Origin of the sequence: Nocardioides carbamazepini, from assembly GCF_024614185.1 — a bacterium.
Taxonomy (GTDB): Bacteria; Actinomycetota; Actinomycetes; order Propionibacteriales; family Nocardioidaceae; genus Nocardioides; species Nocardioides carbamazepini.
In genome coordinates this window covers 451,675-467,351 of the sequence record NZ_JAHTLF010000015.1, presented here as the reverse complement: position 1 = coordinate 467,351, position 15,677 = coordinate 451,675, and the positions used below count along the sequence as shown (strand labels likewise).

The window sequence follows — 15,677 nt, the reverse complement described above, 5'->3', positions numbered from 1 at the left end:
TGCCGATGAGTTCCGTCACGGCCGGATTCCTCCGTTCAACCTGCTTTTGGTGCCACTTCACGAGAAGGTAGATCTATGGCTCCCAGCTCGACAATCCCCCCACTTCGTCATGCCCTCGTGCTCCTCGCGGCCCTCGCCGTCGCACTGGCGACGCTCACCGCCACCTCCCCGGCCCGCGCCGCCGCCACCCCCGACGCCCCCTGGGTCTCCGGCCAGCAGGTGGCCGGTGGCAGCGTCACCGTCGCCCTCGACTGGGACCCGGTCGCCGGCGCCTCGTCGTACGACGTCTGGATCTCCACGGCGGGCCCTGACGTGTATCCGGGTGTCGACCCGCATCGGGTGACGCTGGCCGGGCTCCCCGCCAACCACGCCGACATCCGGCAGCTGACCCCGAACACCACCTACTGCTTCGCCGTCGTCGTCAACGGCAACGGTGGCCCGCGCTCCTGCAAGGTGACGCCCCCGGCCTCACGGGCCGTCGTCCCGACCGCACTGCAGACCACCGCCGCGACCTTCAACCTGGCCTGTGGCTCGAAGTCGAAGTGCAACAGCGGCTGGAAGTGGAAGAAGCGCCAGAAGAAGGTCGTCGCCGACATCGGCCGGGTCGACGCGGACGTCATGGTCTTCGTCGAGGGCCACGTCGCCCACAAGTACGGCAAGAAGAAGCGCTGGATCGGCAAGGTCATGAAGAAGCGCGGCTACACGCTCGCGTGCCAGACGCAGAAGAGCAAGAAGCGCAAGCTGTTCAGCCAGACCGCCTACGTGCGCACCAGCGAGTACGCCGTCGTGGGCAGGAAGCAGAACAGCAAGGGCACCCGGTTCACGATGTTCGGCGACCGCGACCACGGCTTCTGCCAGGCCCTGGTCCAGCACCGCGCGACGGGCAAGCAGGTCGCGGTCGGCGCCGTCCACCTGCGCGACGGCAAGGGCGGTGCCGACGCCCTCCGGCAGCAGGAGACCAGGTACGTCGTCGACCGGGTGAGCGCGGCGTTCCCCGGCGTGCCGACCGTCCTGCTGGGCGACTACAACGCCCACCGCGGCCTGGACCGACGGGGTCAGACCGACACGCCGCGGCTGGTGATGGAGTCGGCCGGGTATGCCGACGCCGTCGACATCGCCGCGCAGCTGATCTATCCCTACCTCAACTCCGCGCACGGCTTCGACACCAACCCGCCGCGCTCGTCGACCTGGCCGACGCACGTCGACCGGATCTTCGTCTCGCCGGGCATCACGGTGCCGCGCTGGGAGAACGTCGCGGTCCTCGCGGGGGGCCGGTACGCCGCCCCGATGGCCTCCGACCACAACCCGGTCAAGGCGACGCTGTACATCCCCTGAGCCGGTTCCTAGCAGCCCGTCGCCACTAGGCTCGGGACATGGCTGAGGACATCCCCGCGATCGCGACCGACATCCCGCCCAGCGGGCCGGGCTGTGCCGACTGCGCCGCGGTCGAGGGCTGGTGGGTGCACCTGCGCCGGTGCGCGGCGTGCGGGCACGTGGGCTGTTGCGACAGCTCTCCTGCCCAGCACGCGAGCGCGCACTTCCGGGCGACCGGGCACCCGATCGTGCAGTCCTTCGAGCCGGGTGAGGACTGGTTCTGGGACTATGCCGCCGAGGACTACTACGCCGGTCCGGAGCTGGCTGCCCCCACCAGCCGGCCCGAGGACCAGCCGGCACCCGGCCCGCGGGGCCGGGTGCCGCTGAACTGGCGCGAGCTGATCCACTGATGCTGCCCGCGCTGCTGCTCGGCCTCGTGCTCGCGCTGGCCGGGACCCCGGCCGTCACGCCGCCACCGGGCGGCGTCGACGTCGACTACCAGCTCGGTGGCGCCGTCCCGTCCGCCCCGAACGTCGGCATCGTCGTCCGGGACCGGCGGGCGGCACCGGAGCCGGGCCGTTACAACATCTGCTACGTCAACGGCTTCCAGACCCAGCCCGGCGCACAGCGGCTCTGGCGGCGCCACCGCGCGCTCGTCCTCCGCGACGACGGCCGTCCCGTCATCGACCAGGCCTGGGGCGAGCGGCTGCTCGACATCCGCACGGCCGCGAAGCGGGAGCGCCTGGCTCTCATCGTCGGCCGCTGGATCGACCGCTGCGCCGACGACGGATACGACGCCGTCGAGATCGACAACCTGGACTCGTTCTCCCGCAGCCACGGCCTGCTCCGCCCGCGCCACGCGAAGCGGTACGTGCGGCTGCTGACCGCCCGCGCGCACGCCGCCGGCCTGGCGATCGGCCAGAAGAACTGGCCCGGGCTGGACGGACGCACCCTCGGCTTCGACTTCGCCGTGGCCGAGGAGTGCGGCCGGTACGACGAGTGCGGTCGCTACGTGGCGTCGTACGGCGACCGGGTGCTCGTGGTGGAGTACCGCCCCCGCGACTTCCGCCGCACGTGCGCCGCGTACGGCGCGCGGCTCGGTGTGGTGCTCCGCGACCGGGACCTCGCTCCCGACGGCCGGCGGGCATGGTGCTGAGACCCTGCCAGCGCGTTAGAGGCCTCGCGGCTCATGACGGCAGGCCCTCGGCCGGCTCCGGTACGACGGCGACGGTCGTGCGGGCGCGCTCGACGACAGCGGTCGCGATCGATCCGGTGACGAGGCGGCCGACGGTGTCCAGCGGGTGCCGTCCGACGACGACCAGGTCCCAGTCCGCGGTCCGGCTGCCGAGGACGTCGTCGACCAGCCCGTGGGTGACCCGGAGCGTCACGGGCACATCGGGGTACTTCTCGGCGAAGCCGGCGACGGACTCGGCGAGGAGGAGGTGCGCCTCGTCCTCCGGACCGAGGTCGACGTCCTCGACCCGGACGTTCCGGAGCCCGGCCACGGCGGCGACGACGTCCCACACGCAGTGGACCACCGTGAGGGCCTGTCCGCGCAACGAGGCCTGGGCGAAGGCGAAGTCGAGGACGAGAAGCGACGACTCGGTGCCGTCGGCACCGACGATCACCCCCTTGTCATGCTTCTTGTCGGCCCCCGGACGGCACACCACGACCGGGCAGTAGGACAGCCTGCTGACCGCGGCGCTCACGGACCCGAGCAGCATGCTGCGGACCGTGCCGCGGCCACGGGAGCCGAGGATGACGAGGCGCGCGTCCTGGGAGAGGTCGACCAGAGTCCCACGAGGGTCACCGGTCGTGGTCAGGCCGACCACCTCCAGGTCCGGGACGGCGTCACGAGCGCGCCGGACGGCCTCGGCGTTCGTGTGGTCGCCGCGTCCTTCGTCGGCGGTGAGGACCACGAGCGGGCGGTGCTCGAGGGCGGCCTGCTCGGCGGCCCAGGTGACAGCGCGGTCGGCGTGCTTGGAGCCGTCGGCGGCGACGACGATGCTGCCCGGCTGGATGGTCTTGTTCATGATCTCTCCTCAGCTCTCGGTCGGCGCGTCGGCCTGCGGTACGACGGCCACGGTGGTCCGTGACCGTTCGACGACGGACGTCGCGACCGCGCCGGTGACCAGCCGCAGCAACGAGTCGACCGGGTGTCGGCCGACGACGATCAGGTTCCACATCGCACTGGTGTCGGTCAGGCAGTCCTCGGCCATGCCGCGCGCGAGGCGGAGGTCCACCGGGACCTCGGGGAACTTGGTGGAGATCCCGGCGACACTCTCGCCGAGGAGCACTCGGTACTCGTCCAGGCCGGTCTCCCTCGGCGAGACCATCACCGGGCCGTGCGCGGCACCGATCTCGTCCCACACCGCGTGGACGACGGTGAGGGGCAGGCCCATCAGGGAGGCTTGCTGGAAGGCGAACTCGATGACGGGAAGCGACTCGGGCGTGCCGTCGGCGCCCACGAGGACGCCCTGGGTCGCTCGCTCCGCATGTCCCTGGGGTCGGCAGACCACGACGGTGCAGCCCGCGTCACGGCTCACGGCGGCGCTCACGGATCCGAGGAGCTTGCTCCGGAAGGCACCGCGTCCCCGCGAGCCCATCACGATGAGGTGGACGTCCCGCGAGATGGCGACGAGCAGCTGGCGCGGGTCGCCGAGCCGCACGACGGTCGAGACCTCCAGCCCCGGGTGCAGGTGCTGCGCGACCGCCATCGCCTCCTGGACGATGGCCTGGCCGCTCTTCTGCAGCTGCTCGGGGTCATAGGCGGACAGGGCGCCCATCCCGCCCCAGGTGCTGGCCGGGAGGCCAGGAGTGCCGATGGCGGTCATCAGGGCCAGAGGTCGCCGTTCGAGGAAGGCCTGCTCGGCGGCCCAGCGGACGGCACGGTCGGCGTCGTCGGAGCCGTCGGTCGCGACGACGATGCTGTCGGGGGCGATGCGGGGCACGCCCGCGGACTCAGTCGTGGTCATGGATCCAGCCTCGGCGGATGTCGCCGTGTGCGACACGGGCCGATGCCCCGGAGCGCGCGGGACCTTCGACCCGCGGCTCCAGGCGGACGGTCCGGTCGACCAGGTCCAGCCCCGCCGCGCCGTGGGTGATCCACAGGACCGAGCGACCGCCCTCTGCGGCCAGCACCTCACGAGCGAGGGCCTCGGCCGTCGGATGGTCGAGATGCGCGGTCGGCTCGTCCAGCACCAGCACGGGCTGATCGGCGAGCAGGGCACGGGCCACGCCGATCCGGGCCCGCTCACCGCCGGAGACGTCCGCGTGGCCGGCGCCGACCCAGGTGCCGAGGCCGTCGGGCAGGGCGTCGAGCCAGGTGCCGAGGTGCGCCTGGCGCAGCGCCGTCTCGACCTCGGCGTCGCTCGAGCCCGGCCTGGCCAGGCGGACGTTCTCGGCCACCGTGGTGGCGAAGACGTGCGGGTGGTCGTCGACGAGGCCCACCTGACGTCGTACGTCGTCCAGGGCGAGGTGCTCCAGCGGCGCGCCACCGAGCTCCGCGCTGCCGCCCATCGGGTCGAGGAAGCGCAGCAGGACGGCGGCGAGCGTGCTCTTGCCGGAGCCGGACGGTCCGACCACCGCGACCCGCTCGCCCGGGCGGAGGTCGAGCGAGACGGGGGAGGTCAGCGGCGCCCGGGTGTCCCAGCGAGCGGTCATCCCGTCGAGCGCGATGTCGTGGCCGTGCGCTGTCGTCCGGCCCGGGATGTCGGGCACCGCCGGAGCAGTGCGCTCCAGCGCGCGGAGTCGGTCGTCGGCCGCCGCGGTGCGCGCGGCGAGCAGACCGGCGTCGGCGCAGGGGAGCGCGACGTCGGCGAGTGCCAGGGGGAGCAGGACCAGCAGTGCCATCAGCGGCCCGGAGAGGGTGCCGTCGGCGACCGGTGCCGCCGTGACGGCGGCGGTCGCGGCCACGCCGACGCCGCTGCCGACCAGGACGAGAGCGCGAGCGATGGTCAGCCAGCGAGCGGCGGTGGCAGCGACCTCACCCATCCGGGCGCTCGTGGCCGCGACCCGCTCGGCGCTCGGCACCGCGCGCTGCCACATCCGCAGCTCGTCGGCCACCTGCACCGCCTCGACGACGGACGCCGACAACGCGGCGCGCAGCCCGACCAGGCGGCGCTCGGCAGTGCGGGCACCGTGCCGGGCGACGAGGAACGCGAGCGCGCCGGCCAGCACCGAGCCAGCGACGGCGGGCCCGGCCGCCGGGTGCAGCAGCGTCGCCACGACGGTGGCCAGCAGACCGACCAGACCGAGCTGCACCAGCGGCATCCGGACCCGCAGCTGACGGTCGACCACGCTGTCGACGTCGTCGACGACGGAGCTGAGTACGTCGCCGCGCCGACGACCGACCCGCGCGGGGACGAGGGGGACCAGCGCGTCGTAGACCTCGACGCGGCGGCGGGCCAGCAGGCGCAACGCGGCGTCGTGGGAGCGCAGCCGCTCGACGTAGCGCAGCACCGGACGGGCCAGGCCGAACGCCCGGACGCCGACGATCGCGACGAGCAGGGTGAGCACGGCCGGGCGCGTCGACGCCTGGACGATGAGCCAACCGGCCGTGGCGGTGAGCGCGACGCCGGAGGCCGAGGCCAGTGCGCCGATGACCGTGGCGCCCGCGAGCACCCGGCGCTCACCGCCGAGGGGTACGCCGGCCAGCGGCGGCGGCGTCGCGGGGACCGGGGTCCGATGTTCCCGTGGCGGCGCTGCGGACGAGGCGGGGAGGCGCGAGGGGGCCGGCAGTGCGATCCGGTGGTCGGCGAGGCCGACCAGCCGCGGCCGGTGCGCGACGACCAGCACGCCGCTGCGCCGGCCCAGGGCGACGATCGTGTCGGCGATGACCTGCTCGGTCAGGTCGTCGAGGTGGGCGGTCGGCTCGTCGAGCAGTACCCACGGGCGCTCCGCCAGGACGACCCGGGCCAGGGCGAGCCGGGCGCGCTCGCCGGCCGACAGCGTCGTGCCGTCCTCGCCGAGCGTCGTGTCCAGGCCGTGGGGGAGCGCCCGGACCCGCTCCTCGAGCGCGACCTCACGCAGCACCGCCCACAGCCTGGCGTCGTCCGCCTCCGGCCGCGCCAGCCGCAGGTTGTCGGCGACGCTCCCGGCCACGAACCGCGGCTGCTGCGGGAGCCAGGCGACCTGGGCCTGCCAGGACGGCCCGCCGACCGGCCGGCCGCCGGCGGCGATGCTGCCGGCCGAGACAGGGAGCAGGCCGGCGACGGCCGCGAGCAGCGTGGACTTGCCGCAGCCCGATGGGCCCACCAGGGCGGTGATCCCGCGTGCGGGGACGAGCGCGGAGACCTTGTCGACCGCGGGACCGCTGCGGCCCGGATAGGTCACGCCGACGTGGTCGAGCACGAGCGGTGCGCCCGGCGAGGCGGAAGCGTCGACGGTGTCAACGGCGTTTGCGGCGAGCAGGTCGTGCGCCTCGGTGAAGGTCGCCGCGCCCTCGGCCGCCGCGTGGAACTCCGCCCCGACCCGCCGCAGCGGCCAGTAGGCCTCCGGCGCCAGCAGGAGGACGACGAGCGCGGTCTGCAGCCCGAGCGACCCCGACGCCAGCCGCACGCCGACGGTGACCGCGACCAGCGCCACCGACAGCGTCGCGACCAGCTCGAGCACGGCGGAGGAGGCGAACGCGATCCGCAGCGTGCGCAGCGAGGCGCGGCGGTAGCGGTCGGTGACCTCCGCGATCCGGGCCGACTGGGCGTGGGCGCGGCGGTGCGCGACCAGGGTCGGCAGGCCTCGAACGACGTCGAGGAAGTGACCGGAGAGCGATGCCATCGCCCGCCACTGCTCCTCGGCACGGTCCCGGGTGGCCAGGCCGACCAGGGCGCCGAAGACGGGGACGAGCGGCAGGGTGGCGAGCACGATGACCGCGCTCAGCAGGTCCTGGGTGGCGATCGCGACCACCGTCAGCGGTGGCAGCACCGCCGCCACCACCAGGGCGGGGACATAGCGCGTGACGTACGGCTCCGCGGCCGCCACACCGCGGGTGGCCAGCACGGCCGCCTCGCCGGAGGCGGTCGCGGAGCCCGAGCGCTCGACGTACGCGCGGACCAGCCGTCGGCGCAGCGCCGTGCTGACCTCGGCGGCCGCCCGTGCCGCGCACAGGTCGGCGGCCGCGCCGGTGAGCGCGCGCAGTGCCAGGATCCCGACGACGCCGAGCGCCCATCCGGTCAGCTCGCCGCCGCGGAGCACCGCGACGAGGAGACCGGTCACCACCCAGGCCTGGGCGATGACCACGAGGCCGCCGAGCACGCCCGCCGCCACGACACCGGCGAGACGGGTGCGGGCGGGGGCGAGCATCGCGCGCAGTCGCGGGTCCGAGGGCCTCATCGGGCGCTCGTGGTCTCCGCGGCGGCGGAAGCCGGTGGGATGTGGTGGGTGGCGATCCGCTTGCGGAACACCCAGTAGGTCCAGCCCTGGTAGGCGAGCACCAGCGGCGTGAAGAGGACCGCGGTGACCGTCATGATCTTCAGCGTGTACGCCGTGGCGGCGGCGTTGGTCGTCGTCAGACTGGTGCCGTCGGCGAGGGTCGTCGGCATGACGTCGGGGAAGAGCGCCAGGAAGAGTCCCGCGACGGCGAGCCCGATCGTGACGAACGTGCCGAGGAAGGCCCAGCCCTCCCGGCCGGCGCGGGCCCCCAGTCCCGCGCCGACCAGGGTGACCGCCGCGACCACGAAGGCGAACCCGGAGCCCACCGACCCCGTCTGCTGCTGCGTCCAGGCCAGGAAGGCCACCGCGAGCACCGCGGTGACCCCGACCGCCGGGACCGCCAGCCGTCGCGCCCGGTGCCGGATCTCACCGTCGGTCTTGAGCGCGATGAAGAGTGCGCCGTGGGTGACGAAGAGCGCCAGCGTGGTCAGGCCGCCGAGCAGCGCATAGGGGTTGAGCAGGTTGAAGAAGCCGCCGGCGTACTCCAGGTCGGCATCGATGGGCACGCCCCGCAGGATGTTCGCGAACGCCACTCCCCACAGCAGCGACGGCACGAACGAGCCCACGATGATGGCCAGGTCCCAGCGCCGCTTCCAGCGCAGGTCCGGGCGCTTGGCGCGGTACTCGAACGCGAGCCCGCGCACGATCAGCGCCAGCAGGATCAGCAGCAGCGGCAGGTAGAACCCGCTGAACAAGGTGGCGTACCACTCGGGGAACGCCGCGAACGTCGCCCCGCCGGCGACCAGCAGCCACACCTCGTTGCCGTCCCACACCGGCCCGATGGTGTTGATCATGACCCGACGCTCGGTGTCGTCGCGGCCGAGGACCGGAAGCAGCATGCCGACGCCGAAGTCGAAGCCCTCGAGGGTGAAGTAGCCGATCCACAGGACGGCGATCAGGATGAACCAGACGGTGGTGAGCTCCATGGCTGTGTCTGTCTCCGGTCTCAGTAGGCGAAGGCGAGCGGACGATCCTCGCCGGCATCGGTCGGTACGTCGGGCGGCAGCTCCTCGGCGCCCTTGCGGATCCAGGTGAGCAGCAGCCGCACCTCGACGACCGCGAGCACGCCGTAGACCGCGGTCAGCGCGGTCAGCGAGGTCCACGCCTCACCGGTCGAGAGCCCGGGGGAGACCGAGTGCTCGGTCGTCATCAGGCCGAAGACGGCCCAGGGCTGGCGGCCCAGCTCGGTGAAGATCCAGCCGAAGGAGTTTGCGAACAGCGGCAGGAAGGGCAGCGCGACCGCGGCGGCGAGCACCGCCCGGCCGGTGGGGGCGCGCCCGCGCCGGGTGGCCCAGAGGATCCAGGCGGCGATCGCGGCGCCGGCCATGCCGAGGCCCATCATCAGCCGGAAGGACCAGTAGGTCAGCGGGATCACCGGCGTGTAGTCGCCGGGGGAGTAGTACGCCGCGCCCGGGTCGGCGCCGTAGGTGTCCCGGTACTTCTCGCGCAGGTCGTTGATCCCCTCGACCTCGCCGTTCGGCGTCCCCGTCGCGAGGAAGGACAGCATGCCCGGCACCTTGATCGAGAAGGTCTCCTTCTCGCCGTCGAGCGTCCCGAGCTGGAAGACCGAGAAGTCGGCGGGTGCCTCGGTCTCATAGAGCCCCTCGGCGGCGGCCATCTTCATCGGCTGGACCTCGGTCATGATCTTGCCCTGGACGTCACCGCTGACGGCGACGCCGAGCGCCGCGACCAGCACGATCCAGGCGCCGGTGCGGACCGCGGGACGGTAGACCGCCCGGTCCTCGGCGGTGCGCGCCCGACGCAGGTGCCACAGCGCGACGCCGACCACGAAGGCCGCACCGGTCATGTAGGCGGACAGCACCACGTGCGGGAAGGTGACGAGCTGGACCTTGTTGAAGAGGACGGCGGCGAAGTCGTTCATCTCCGCGCGTCCGGTCTCGGGGTTGAACGCGAAGCCGACGGGGTGCTGCATCCAGGAGTTCGCGGCGAGGATGAAGTACGCCGAGAACAGCGTGCCGATGTGCACCAGCACCATGCACGCCGCGTGCAGCCGGGCGGGCAACCTGTCCCAGCCGAAGATCCACAGGCCGAGGAAGGTCGACTCCAGGAAGAAGGCGAGCAGGCCCTCGATCGCCAGCGGCGCGCCGAACACGTCGCCGACGAAGCGGGAGTAGTCGCTCCAGTTCATCCCGAACTGGAACTCCTGCACGATCCCGGTCACGACGCCGATGGCGAAGTTGATGAGGAAGAGCTTCCCGAAGAACTTCGTCAGCCGCAGCCAGCGCTCGTCCCGGGTGCGGAGCCAGGTGAGCTCGTAGCCGGCGATGACGGCCGAGAGGCCGATCGTGATGGGAACGAACAGGAAGTGGTAGACGGTCGTGATGGCGAACTGCCATCGCGCGATGTCGGTCGGGTCCACAGATGCTCCTGGCAGAGGACGGATGCTGACAGGTCCACGCTAGGAAGCGCGACCGGCCCGCCCCCATGGCCGGAGTTCCCCGCGCGGTGGGACTTTCGGCCCCCGCGCCGGGACGTCAGGCCTCGAGGACGTCGGCGAGCGGGCGCCGAGGCGTCCGGGGGAGTCCGCCGCGGCCGATCGCCTGCCACCCCACACGGAGCAGGACGTGCGGCTCGAAGGTGCCGCCGAGCACGGAGCAGCCGATCTCGCGGCGGGTCGCCTCCACCTCGGTCGGCTGGCTCATCGGGACCACGGACAGGCCCTCCCGGGTGGCCTCCAGCCACAGCGCGCTCATCGCCTCCCCCGAGCGCAGCCAGCCGGCCACGTCGTCCTCGTCGCCGCCGAGCGCGATCACCCGGTCCCCGCCGTGGAGGACCATCCGGGTGTCCTCCAGCAGCCCGGGACGGAACCGTGATCTGGCCTGCAGCGGATCGGGCTCGTCGGGCAGCAGGGCCGCGGGGATGCCGTCGGCGCCGGTGCGACCGACCCAGCGGTCCTGCTCGGCCTGACGACGTGCGTCCAGCTCCAGCGCGGTGAGCGCCTGATTGGCCAGCAGCTCGAGTCGGAAGCGGGCGCCGTCGTCGTTCACCGCGGCGGCGCGCACGCCCCACGGAGCGGCGAGGCGGCACAGGTCCTCGAGCCGGTGCGCGGGGACCGGCCACGCGGTGAAGCGTCGCCGGTCGGTGCGGCGGGCGTGCAGCAGCTCCAGGTCCTCGGGTACGACGACCGCCCGGCCGGTCCGGCGCACCCGGACCCGCGCCAGCACGGTCTCGTCCTGTCCCGGCGGCAGCCGCTGGACGTCGGTGGTCCAGCCGAGCGCCCGCGCCGCGAACTGCAGCTGGTGCAGCGCCGCTCCGCAGCTCAGCGTGAGGTCGCGGCCGCGAGGGTCCTCCACGGGCAGCCGGCGGGCCAGGTCCGCGCGCAGGGTGAGCAGCCCGTCGTCGTACCTCCAGCGCCAGGGCTGGGTGTTGTGCACGCTCGGCGCCAGGCAGGCCAACGACACCAGCTGCTCGACGTGGCTCGTCGGCGCGGACCCGGTGCGCGGCACGGCGGGACTGCTCATCGGTCGGTTCCTCTCTGTGTCCGCACCAGCCTGCTCGGCCGGTGGCGTCCGCCGGGAGGGTCGAAGGTCCCGACCTGACGGGTGCGCGGTCCTCGCCGGTCGCGGCCGTCGGCGGCTACCGTGGGTGGCGTGAGTGACGATGCGACGCCGGCGGTCGCCGCGCAGATCCGGGTCTACCTGCTCGACGACCACGAGATGATCCGCCGCGGGATCCGCGACCTGCTGGAGAGCGAGGGCGACATCGTCGTCGTCGGCGAGTCGGAGTCCGCACAGGAGGCGACGCGCCGGATCCCGGCCCTCCGCCCCGACGTCGCGATCCTCGACGGACGGCTGCCCGACGGCTCGGGCATCGACGTGTGCCGCGACGTGCGCTCCCAGGACCCGTCGATCAAGGCGCTCATCCTGACGTCGTACGACGACGACGACGCGCTCTTCTCCGCGATCATGGCCGGTGCCGCCGGCTACGTCCTCAAGCAGGTGCGCGGCAACGACCTGCTCGACATCGTGCGCCGGGTGGCCGCCGGCCAGTCGACCCTCGACCCGTCCGTGACCGCGCAGGTCCTCGATCGGATCCGCTCCGGCCCGCCGGTCAACCAGGAGCTCGCATCGCTGACCGAGCAGGAGCTGCGGATCCTCGACCTGATCGGCCAGGGCCTGACCAACCGGCAGATCGCGCGCGAGATCCATCTCGCCGAGAAGACGGTGAAGAACTACGTCTCCTCGCTCCTCGCCAAGCTCGGCATGTCGAGCCGGACGCAGGCCGCGATCTACGCGGTCAAGCACGCTCCGCCGTCGAGCTGAGCAGCCGGCGCCCGGTCACGGAGACCACGGCGACCCGGAGACCGAGCACGCGGGGTCCGGTGACCCAGGGACGCGGCCCGTCCGAGCGCACCCGCTCCCGCTCGCAGCGCCCGCGGACGAGCACGCTCCACCCACCGTGCCGCTGCTCGTCGATGTCGTCGACCTCGAAGGCCACCTCCCGGTCGGCGCAGTCGCGCGCCAGGAGGGAGTAGGGGGTGGTGCGCAACAGCACGGTGTCGTCCTCGACGACGAAGTTGACCGGGATGACGGACACGCCCTCCGCACCGGACCAGGCGAGCCGGCCCACCGGTCGCGAGCGGAGGAGGTCCCAGCACTCCTCCTCGGACAGCACCACCAGCCGGCCGGGCTGGATGTCGGACTCCTGCACTGAGACCACCTCCTCGTCGATTCCCTCTGGGGACACCTCCATGCTGGCGCGCTGAGGAGTGCGGACCCAGGTGCGCGGGTCCCGACTACGTCGGGTCCTTGTGCCCTCCTGCCGGTAGCGTTCGGGAGCATGGACGGCATGGACGGCGACCGGCCGGCGGATCTCGACGAGGTCGAGTTCGAGGACCTGGTGCGGGCCGTGCTCGACCGGATGCACGGCGCCCTCGACCAGCAGGCACGCCTTCAGCTCCTCCTCGACGCGGTCGTCACCATCTCCGCGGACCTCAGCCTGGACGGCGTCCTGTCGCGGATCGTCGCGATCGTCAGCCGGCTGGTCGATGCCCGGTACGCCGCCCTCGGCGTACTGAGCGCCGGTGGCCGGCGCCGGCTGCGGACCTTCGTCCACCACGGCATCCCCACCGACCTCGCGGCGGAGATCGGCGACCTGCCGACCGGGCACGGTCTGCTCGGCCTCATCATCGACCGTCCCGAGCCGTTGCGCCTGCACGACATCGCCGAGCACCCGGCGTCGTACGGCTTCCCGGCGCACCACCCGCCGATGAGCTCGTTCCTCGGCGTACCGGTGCGGATCCGGGACCGGGTCTTCGGGAACCTCTACCTCACCGAGAAGGCCGGGGGAGGGGACTTCACGGCCGAGGACGAGGAGATCGTCGTGGCCCTGGCCGCCGCGGCGGGAGTCGCGATCGAGAACGCCCGGCTCTACGAGGAGACCACGACACGCGAGGCCTGGGCCCGCGCCACGGCGACGCTTGCGCCGACACTGGCCGACCCGGCCCCGTCCGACGACCCGGTCGCGGGTCTGGCCACACAGGTGCGGGACCTCGCCGGCGCCGATGCCGCCTGGGTCACGCTCACTCCCGACGACGAGGTCGCCTCGGTGATCGCCCACAGCGGGGTCGAGGACCACGGCGACGGGCCGGTCCTCGCGGTCCCCTTCGCGCCGTCCGCGGGCGCGAGCGGCACCCTGTCCCTGGCCTGGTCGCCGGAGCACGAGGACCGCTACCACGTCCTCGACCCGAAGCTGGTCGAGGCGTACGCCGAGCAGGCGGCCCTGTCGTTGCAGCTGGCCGAGGCGCGGGAGGATCAGCGCCGGCTCGCGGTCCTCGAGGACCGCGACCGGATCGGACGCGACCTGCACGACCTGGTCATCCAGCGGCTCTTCGCGGTCGGGCTCGGTCTGCAGGGGGCGACCCGCCTGGTGCAGCGGCCGGAGGTCGCGGCGCGCATCGAGCAGGCGGTGGACGATCTCGACGCCACGATCAAGGACATCCGCCGGGCGATCTTCGGGCTGAGCTCGCTCGAGACCGCGGGAGACGTCCAGGCCGAGGTGACCCGGCTGGTCGACCGCGCGGCGGCGACGCTGAAGTTCCGTCCGGCGCTGCGCTTCGAGGGGCCGGTGCGCACCCTCATCCCCGACGAGGTCGTCCCCGACCTGCTCGCGGTGCTGGCGGAGGGCCTGTCGAACGCGAGTCGCCACGCGGGCGCCAGCGCGGTCGACGTCATGGTCGAGGCCGGTGACCGGATCGTGCTGACGGTGAGCGACAACGGCCGCGGGATCGCGGGGGCGGTGACCGAGAGCGGGATCGCCAACATGCGGGCGCGCGCCGAGCAGCGCGGCGGCGCGCTGGTGGTCGAGTCCGCTCCCGACGGAGGGACCACGCTGGTCTGGACGGTGCCGCGCTCGCGGTCCGGGTCCTAGCGCGGGGCGGCGGCCCGCAGGGTCGCGGCGATCACCGTCCGGGTCTCGGCCGGGTCGATCACGTCGTCGATCTCGAACACCCGCGCGACATTGAGCGCGCCGGCGTGGGCACGCAGCTCGGCGGTGTGCCGGGCGACCGTCGCCTCGCGCTCGGCGTCGGGCAGGTCGGCGAGCTCGTGGGCCAGGGCGAGCCGGACCGCCCCCTCCAGGCCCATCGCGCCCAGGTGCGCGTCCGGCCAGGCCACGGTGAGCAGAGGGCGGTGGGTGCTGCCGCCGAGCATCGCCTGCGCGCCCAGGCCGTAGCCGCGGCGCAGCACCACGCCGACCAGCGGCACCGTGAGCCGGGCGCCCGCGTTGACCAGCCGCGACGCGTGCCGGACCAGCCCGGCCCGCTCGGCGTCGGGGCCGACCATGAAGCCGGGGGTGTCGACCAGTGAGACCACCGGGAGCCGCCAGCGCTCGCAGAGCCCGAGGAAGTCGGCGGCCTTGGCGGACGCATCGGCGGTCAGCGCCCCGGCGAGGTGCGTGGACTGGTTGGCGACCACGCCGAGCGGGATGCCGTCGATCCGCAGGAACGCGGTGACCAGCTCGGGTGCCCAGGCCTCCCGCAGCCAGGTCACGCTGTCCACGTCGGCGAGGGCCTCCACGACCGGCCGGACGTCGAAGGCCTCACGCTCGTTGGTGGGCAGCATCGCGCGCAGTTCAGCGGGGTCGGCGCCCGGCGGTCCGGCGGTGGTGGTCGGCCCGGCCAGGTAGCCCAGCACCCGGCGGACGACGGCGACGGCCTCCTCCTCGTCGTCGACCACGACGTCGAGGACGCCGTTGGCCGCCTGCTCCTCGACCGGTCCGATCTCCTCGGGCGCGAACTGTCCCAACCCGCCGCCGGCGATCATCGCGGGCCCGGCCATGCCGAGGTTGGCGTCCGGGGTCGCGATCCGCAGGTCGGCACTGCCGGCGAGCACGGCGTTGCCGGCGAAGCAGCGGCCCGACACGACGGCGATCCGCGGCACGACGCCCTCGAGCGCACCCCACAGCGCGAACGAGCCGACGTCGAGCGCGGACACGAGCGGCAGGTCCACGTCGCCCGGCCGGCCGCCCCCGCCCTCGGTGAAGAACACGGTCGGCAGCCCCAGCCGTCCGACCAGCTCGATGAGCCGATCGGACTTGCGGTGTCCGCGCATGCCCTGGGTGCCGGCCATGACCAGGTAGTCGTAGGACAGCACGGCGCACGGACGTCCGTCGATCGTCGCGGTGCCGCCGATGATGCCGTCGGCGGGTGCCTCGACGACCAGCTCGGCCAGCGGCCGGCGCTGCTCCTGGGCGGCCGTCACGAACCGTCCGTACTCCACGAACGACCCGGCGTCGACGAGGTCGGCGATGTTCTCGCGGGCGGTACGGCGCCCGCGGGCGTGCCAGCGCGCGACCTTCTCGCCGCGGGCCTCGTCGGTGGTGAGGAAGCGCCGCGCGAGCAGCTCGGTCAGGCCGCTGGCGAGCGTGGGCTCGGGGGCGTCGTCGGTCACCTGGTCATCATGGCGCAGCGGGTA

The 15,677-nt window shown here is 73.4% G+C and carries 13 protein-coding genes; 5 read left to right on the top strand and 8 right to left on the bottom strand.

The annotated features are described in order from the left end of the window. Positions 1-117: 117 nt before the first annotated feature. The 3 genes from KVF89_RS12155 to KVF89_RS12145 are packed head-to-tail and all read left to right on the top strand — an operon-like array spanning position 118 to position 2,470. Positions 118-1,335 carry an endonuclease/exonuclease/phosphatase family protein gene (locus KVF89_RS12155; RefSeq protein WP_257425825.1) on the top strand — a complete coding sequence of 406 codons (1,218 nt, stop codon included), beginning with the start codon at positions 118-120 and terminating at the stop codon, positions 1,333-1,335. 38 nt (positions 1,336-1,373) lie between these two features. Further along, positions 1,374-1,724 carry a UBP-type zinc finger domain-containing protein gene (locus tag KVF89_RS12150; RefSeq protein WP_257425824.1) on the top strand — a complete coding sequence of 117 codons (351 nt, stop codon included), beginning with the start codon at positions 1,374-1,376 and terminating at the stop codon, positions 1,722-1,724. Further along, positions 1,724-2,470 (top strand): endo alpha-1,4 polygalactosaminidase, encoded by a 747-nt coding sequence (locus KVF89_RS12145; RefSeq protein WP_257425823.1) that lies wholly within the window; start codon positions 1,724-1,726, stop codon positions 2,468-2,470. Before KVF89_RS12150 ends, KVF89_RS12145 begins: the two co-directional genes overlap by 1 nt. Positions 2,471-2,501: 31 nt before the next feature. Here the strand turns inward: KVF89_RS12145 and KVF89_RS12140 are convergent, their stop codons facing one another. The 6 genes from KVF89_RS12140 to KVF89_RS12115 form a co-directional block, all read right to left on the bottom strand. Next, on the bottom strand, positions 2,502-3,347 hold the full coding sequence (locus tag KVF89_RS12140) for a universal stress protein (protein WP_257425822.1): 846 nt from the start codon (positions 3,345-3,347) through the stop codon (positions 2,502-2,504). Positions 3,348-3,356: 9 nt separating this feature from the next. Then, complete coding sequence (locus KVF89_RS12135) at positions 3,357-4,289, bottom strand: universal stress protein (RefSeq protein WP_257425821.1); 933 nt, start codon at positions 4,287-4,289, stop codon at positions 3,357-3,359. Continuing rightward, complete coding sequence (gene cydD / locus KVF89_RS12130) at positions 4,276-7,644, bottom strand: thiol reductant ABC exporter subunit CydD (protein WP_257425820.1); 3,369 nt, start codon at positions 7,642-7,644, stop codon at positions 4,276-4,278. Before cydD ends, KVF89_RS12135 begins: the two co-directional genes overlap by 14 nt. Further along, on the bottom strand, positions 7,641-8,669 hold the full coding sequence (gene cydB, locus KVF89_RS12125) for a cytochrome d ubiquinol oxidase subunit II (RefSeq protein ID WP_257425819.1): 1,029 nt from the start codon (positions 8,667-8,669) through the stop codon (positions 7,641-7,643). The genes cydD and cydB overlap by 4 nt, the downstream gene beginning before the upstream one ends. Positions 8,670-8,689: 20 nt before the next feature. Next, on the bottom strand, positions 8,690-10,123 hold the full coding sequence (locus KVF89_RS12120) for a cytochrome ubiquinol oxidase subunit I (protein ID WP_257425818.1): 1,434 nt from the start codon (positions 10,121-10,123) through the stop codon (positions 8,690-8,692). Between the two features lie 115 nt (positions 10,124-10,238). Next, entirely contained in the window at positions 10,239-11,225 is a 987-nt protein-coding gene (locus KVF89_RS12115; protein WP_257425817.1) for an Acg family FMN-binding oxidoreductase, read from the bottom strand. Between the two features lie 129 nt (positions 11,226-11,354). On the opposite strand from KVF89_RS12115, the gene KVF89_RS12110 reads away from it, so the two are divergent. Next, entirely contained in the window at positions 11,355-12,026 is a 672-nt protein-coding gene (locus tag KVF89_RS12110) for a response regulator (protein ID WP_257425816.1), read from the top strand. On the opposite strand, the gene KVF89_RS12105 is transcribed toward KVF89_RS12110, so the two are convergent. Continuing rightward, positions 12,001-12,414: a pyridoxamine 5'-phosphate oxidase family protein gene (locus KVF89_RS12105; RefSeq protein WP_257425815.1), complete on the bottom strand. Its 414-nt coding sequence runs from the start codon at positions 12,412-12,414 to the stop codon at positions 12,001-12,003. The two genes, KVF89_RS12110 and KVF89_RS12105, sit on opposite strands and share 26 nt — an antisense overlap. A gap of 129 nt (positions 12,415-12,543) precedes the next feature. On the opposite strand from KVF89_RS12105, the gene KVF89_RS12100 reads away from it, so the two are divergent. Next, complete coding sequence (locus tag KVF89_RS12100; RefSeq protein WP_257425814.1) at positions 12,544-14,133, top strand: GAF domain-containing sensor histidine kinase; 1,590 nt, start codon at positions 12,544-12,546, stop codon at positions 14,131-14,133. Here the strand turns inward: KVF89_RS12100 and KVF89_RS12095 are convergent. Further along, entirely contained in the window at positions 14,130-15,653 is a 1,524-nt protein-coding gene (locus tag KVF89_RS12095; RefSeq protein ID WP_257425813.1) for an acyl-CoA carboxylase subunit beta, read from the bottom strand. The two genes, KVF89_RS12100 and KVF89_RS12095, sit on opposite strands and share 4 nt — an antisense overlap. Positions 15,654-15,677: the final 24 nt, after the last annotated feature.

Coding starts and splice junctions, on each gene's coding strand:
- KVF89_RS12150 (WP_257425824.1), top strand. CDS start 1,374: ATGGCTGAGGACATCCCCGCGATCGCGACCGACATCCCGCCCAGCGGG.
- KVF89_RS12145 (WP_257425823.1), top strand. CDS start 1,724: ATGCTGCCCGCGCTGCTGCTCGGCCTCGTGCTCGCGCTGGCCGGGACC.
- KVF89_RS12140 (WP_257425822.1), bottom strand. CDS start 3,347: ATGAACAAGACCATCCAGCCGGGCAGCATCGTCGTCGCCGCCGACGGC.
- KVF89_RS12135 (WP_257425821.1), bottom strand. CDS start 4,289: ATGACCACGACTGAGTCCGCGGGCGTGCCCCGCATCGCCCCCGACAGC.
- cydD (WP_257425820.1), bottom strand. CDS start 7,644: ATGAGGCCCTCGGACCCGCGACTGCGCGCGATGCTCGCCCCCGCCCGC.
- cydB (WP_257425819.1), bottom strand. CDS start 8,669: ATGGAGCTCACCACCGTCTGGTTCATCCTGATCGCCGTCCTGTGGATC.
- KVF89_RS12115 (WP_257425817.1), bottom strand. CDS start 11,225: ATGAGCAGTCCCGCCGTGCCGCGCACCGGGTCCGCGCCGACGAGCCAC.
- KVF89_RS12100 (WP_257425814.1), top strand. CDS start 12,544: ATGGACGGCATGGACGGCGACCGGCCGGCGGATCTCGACGAGGTCGAG.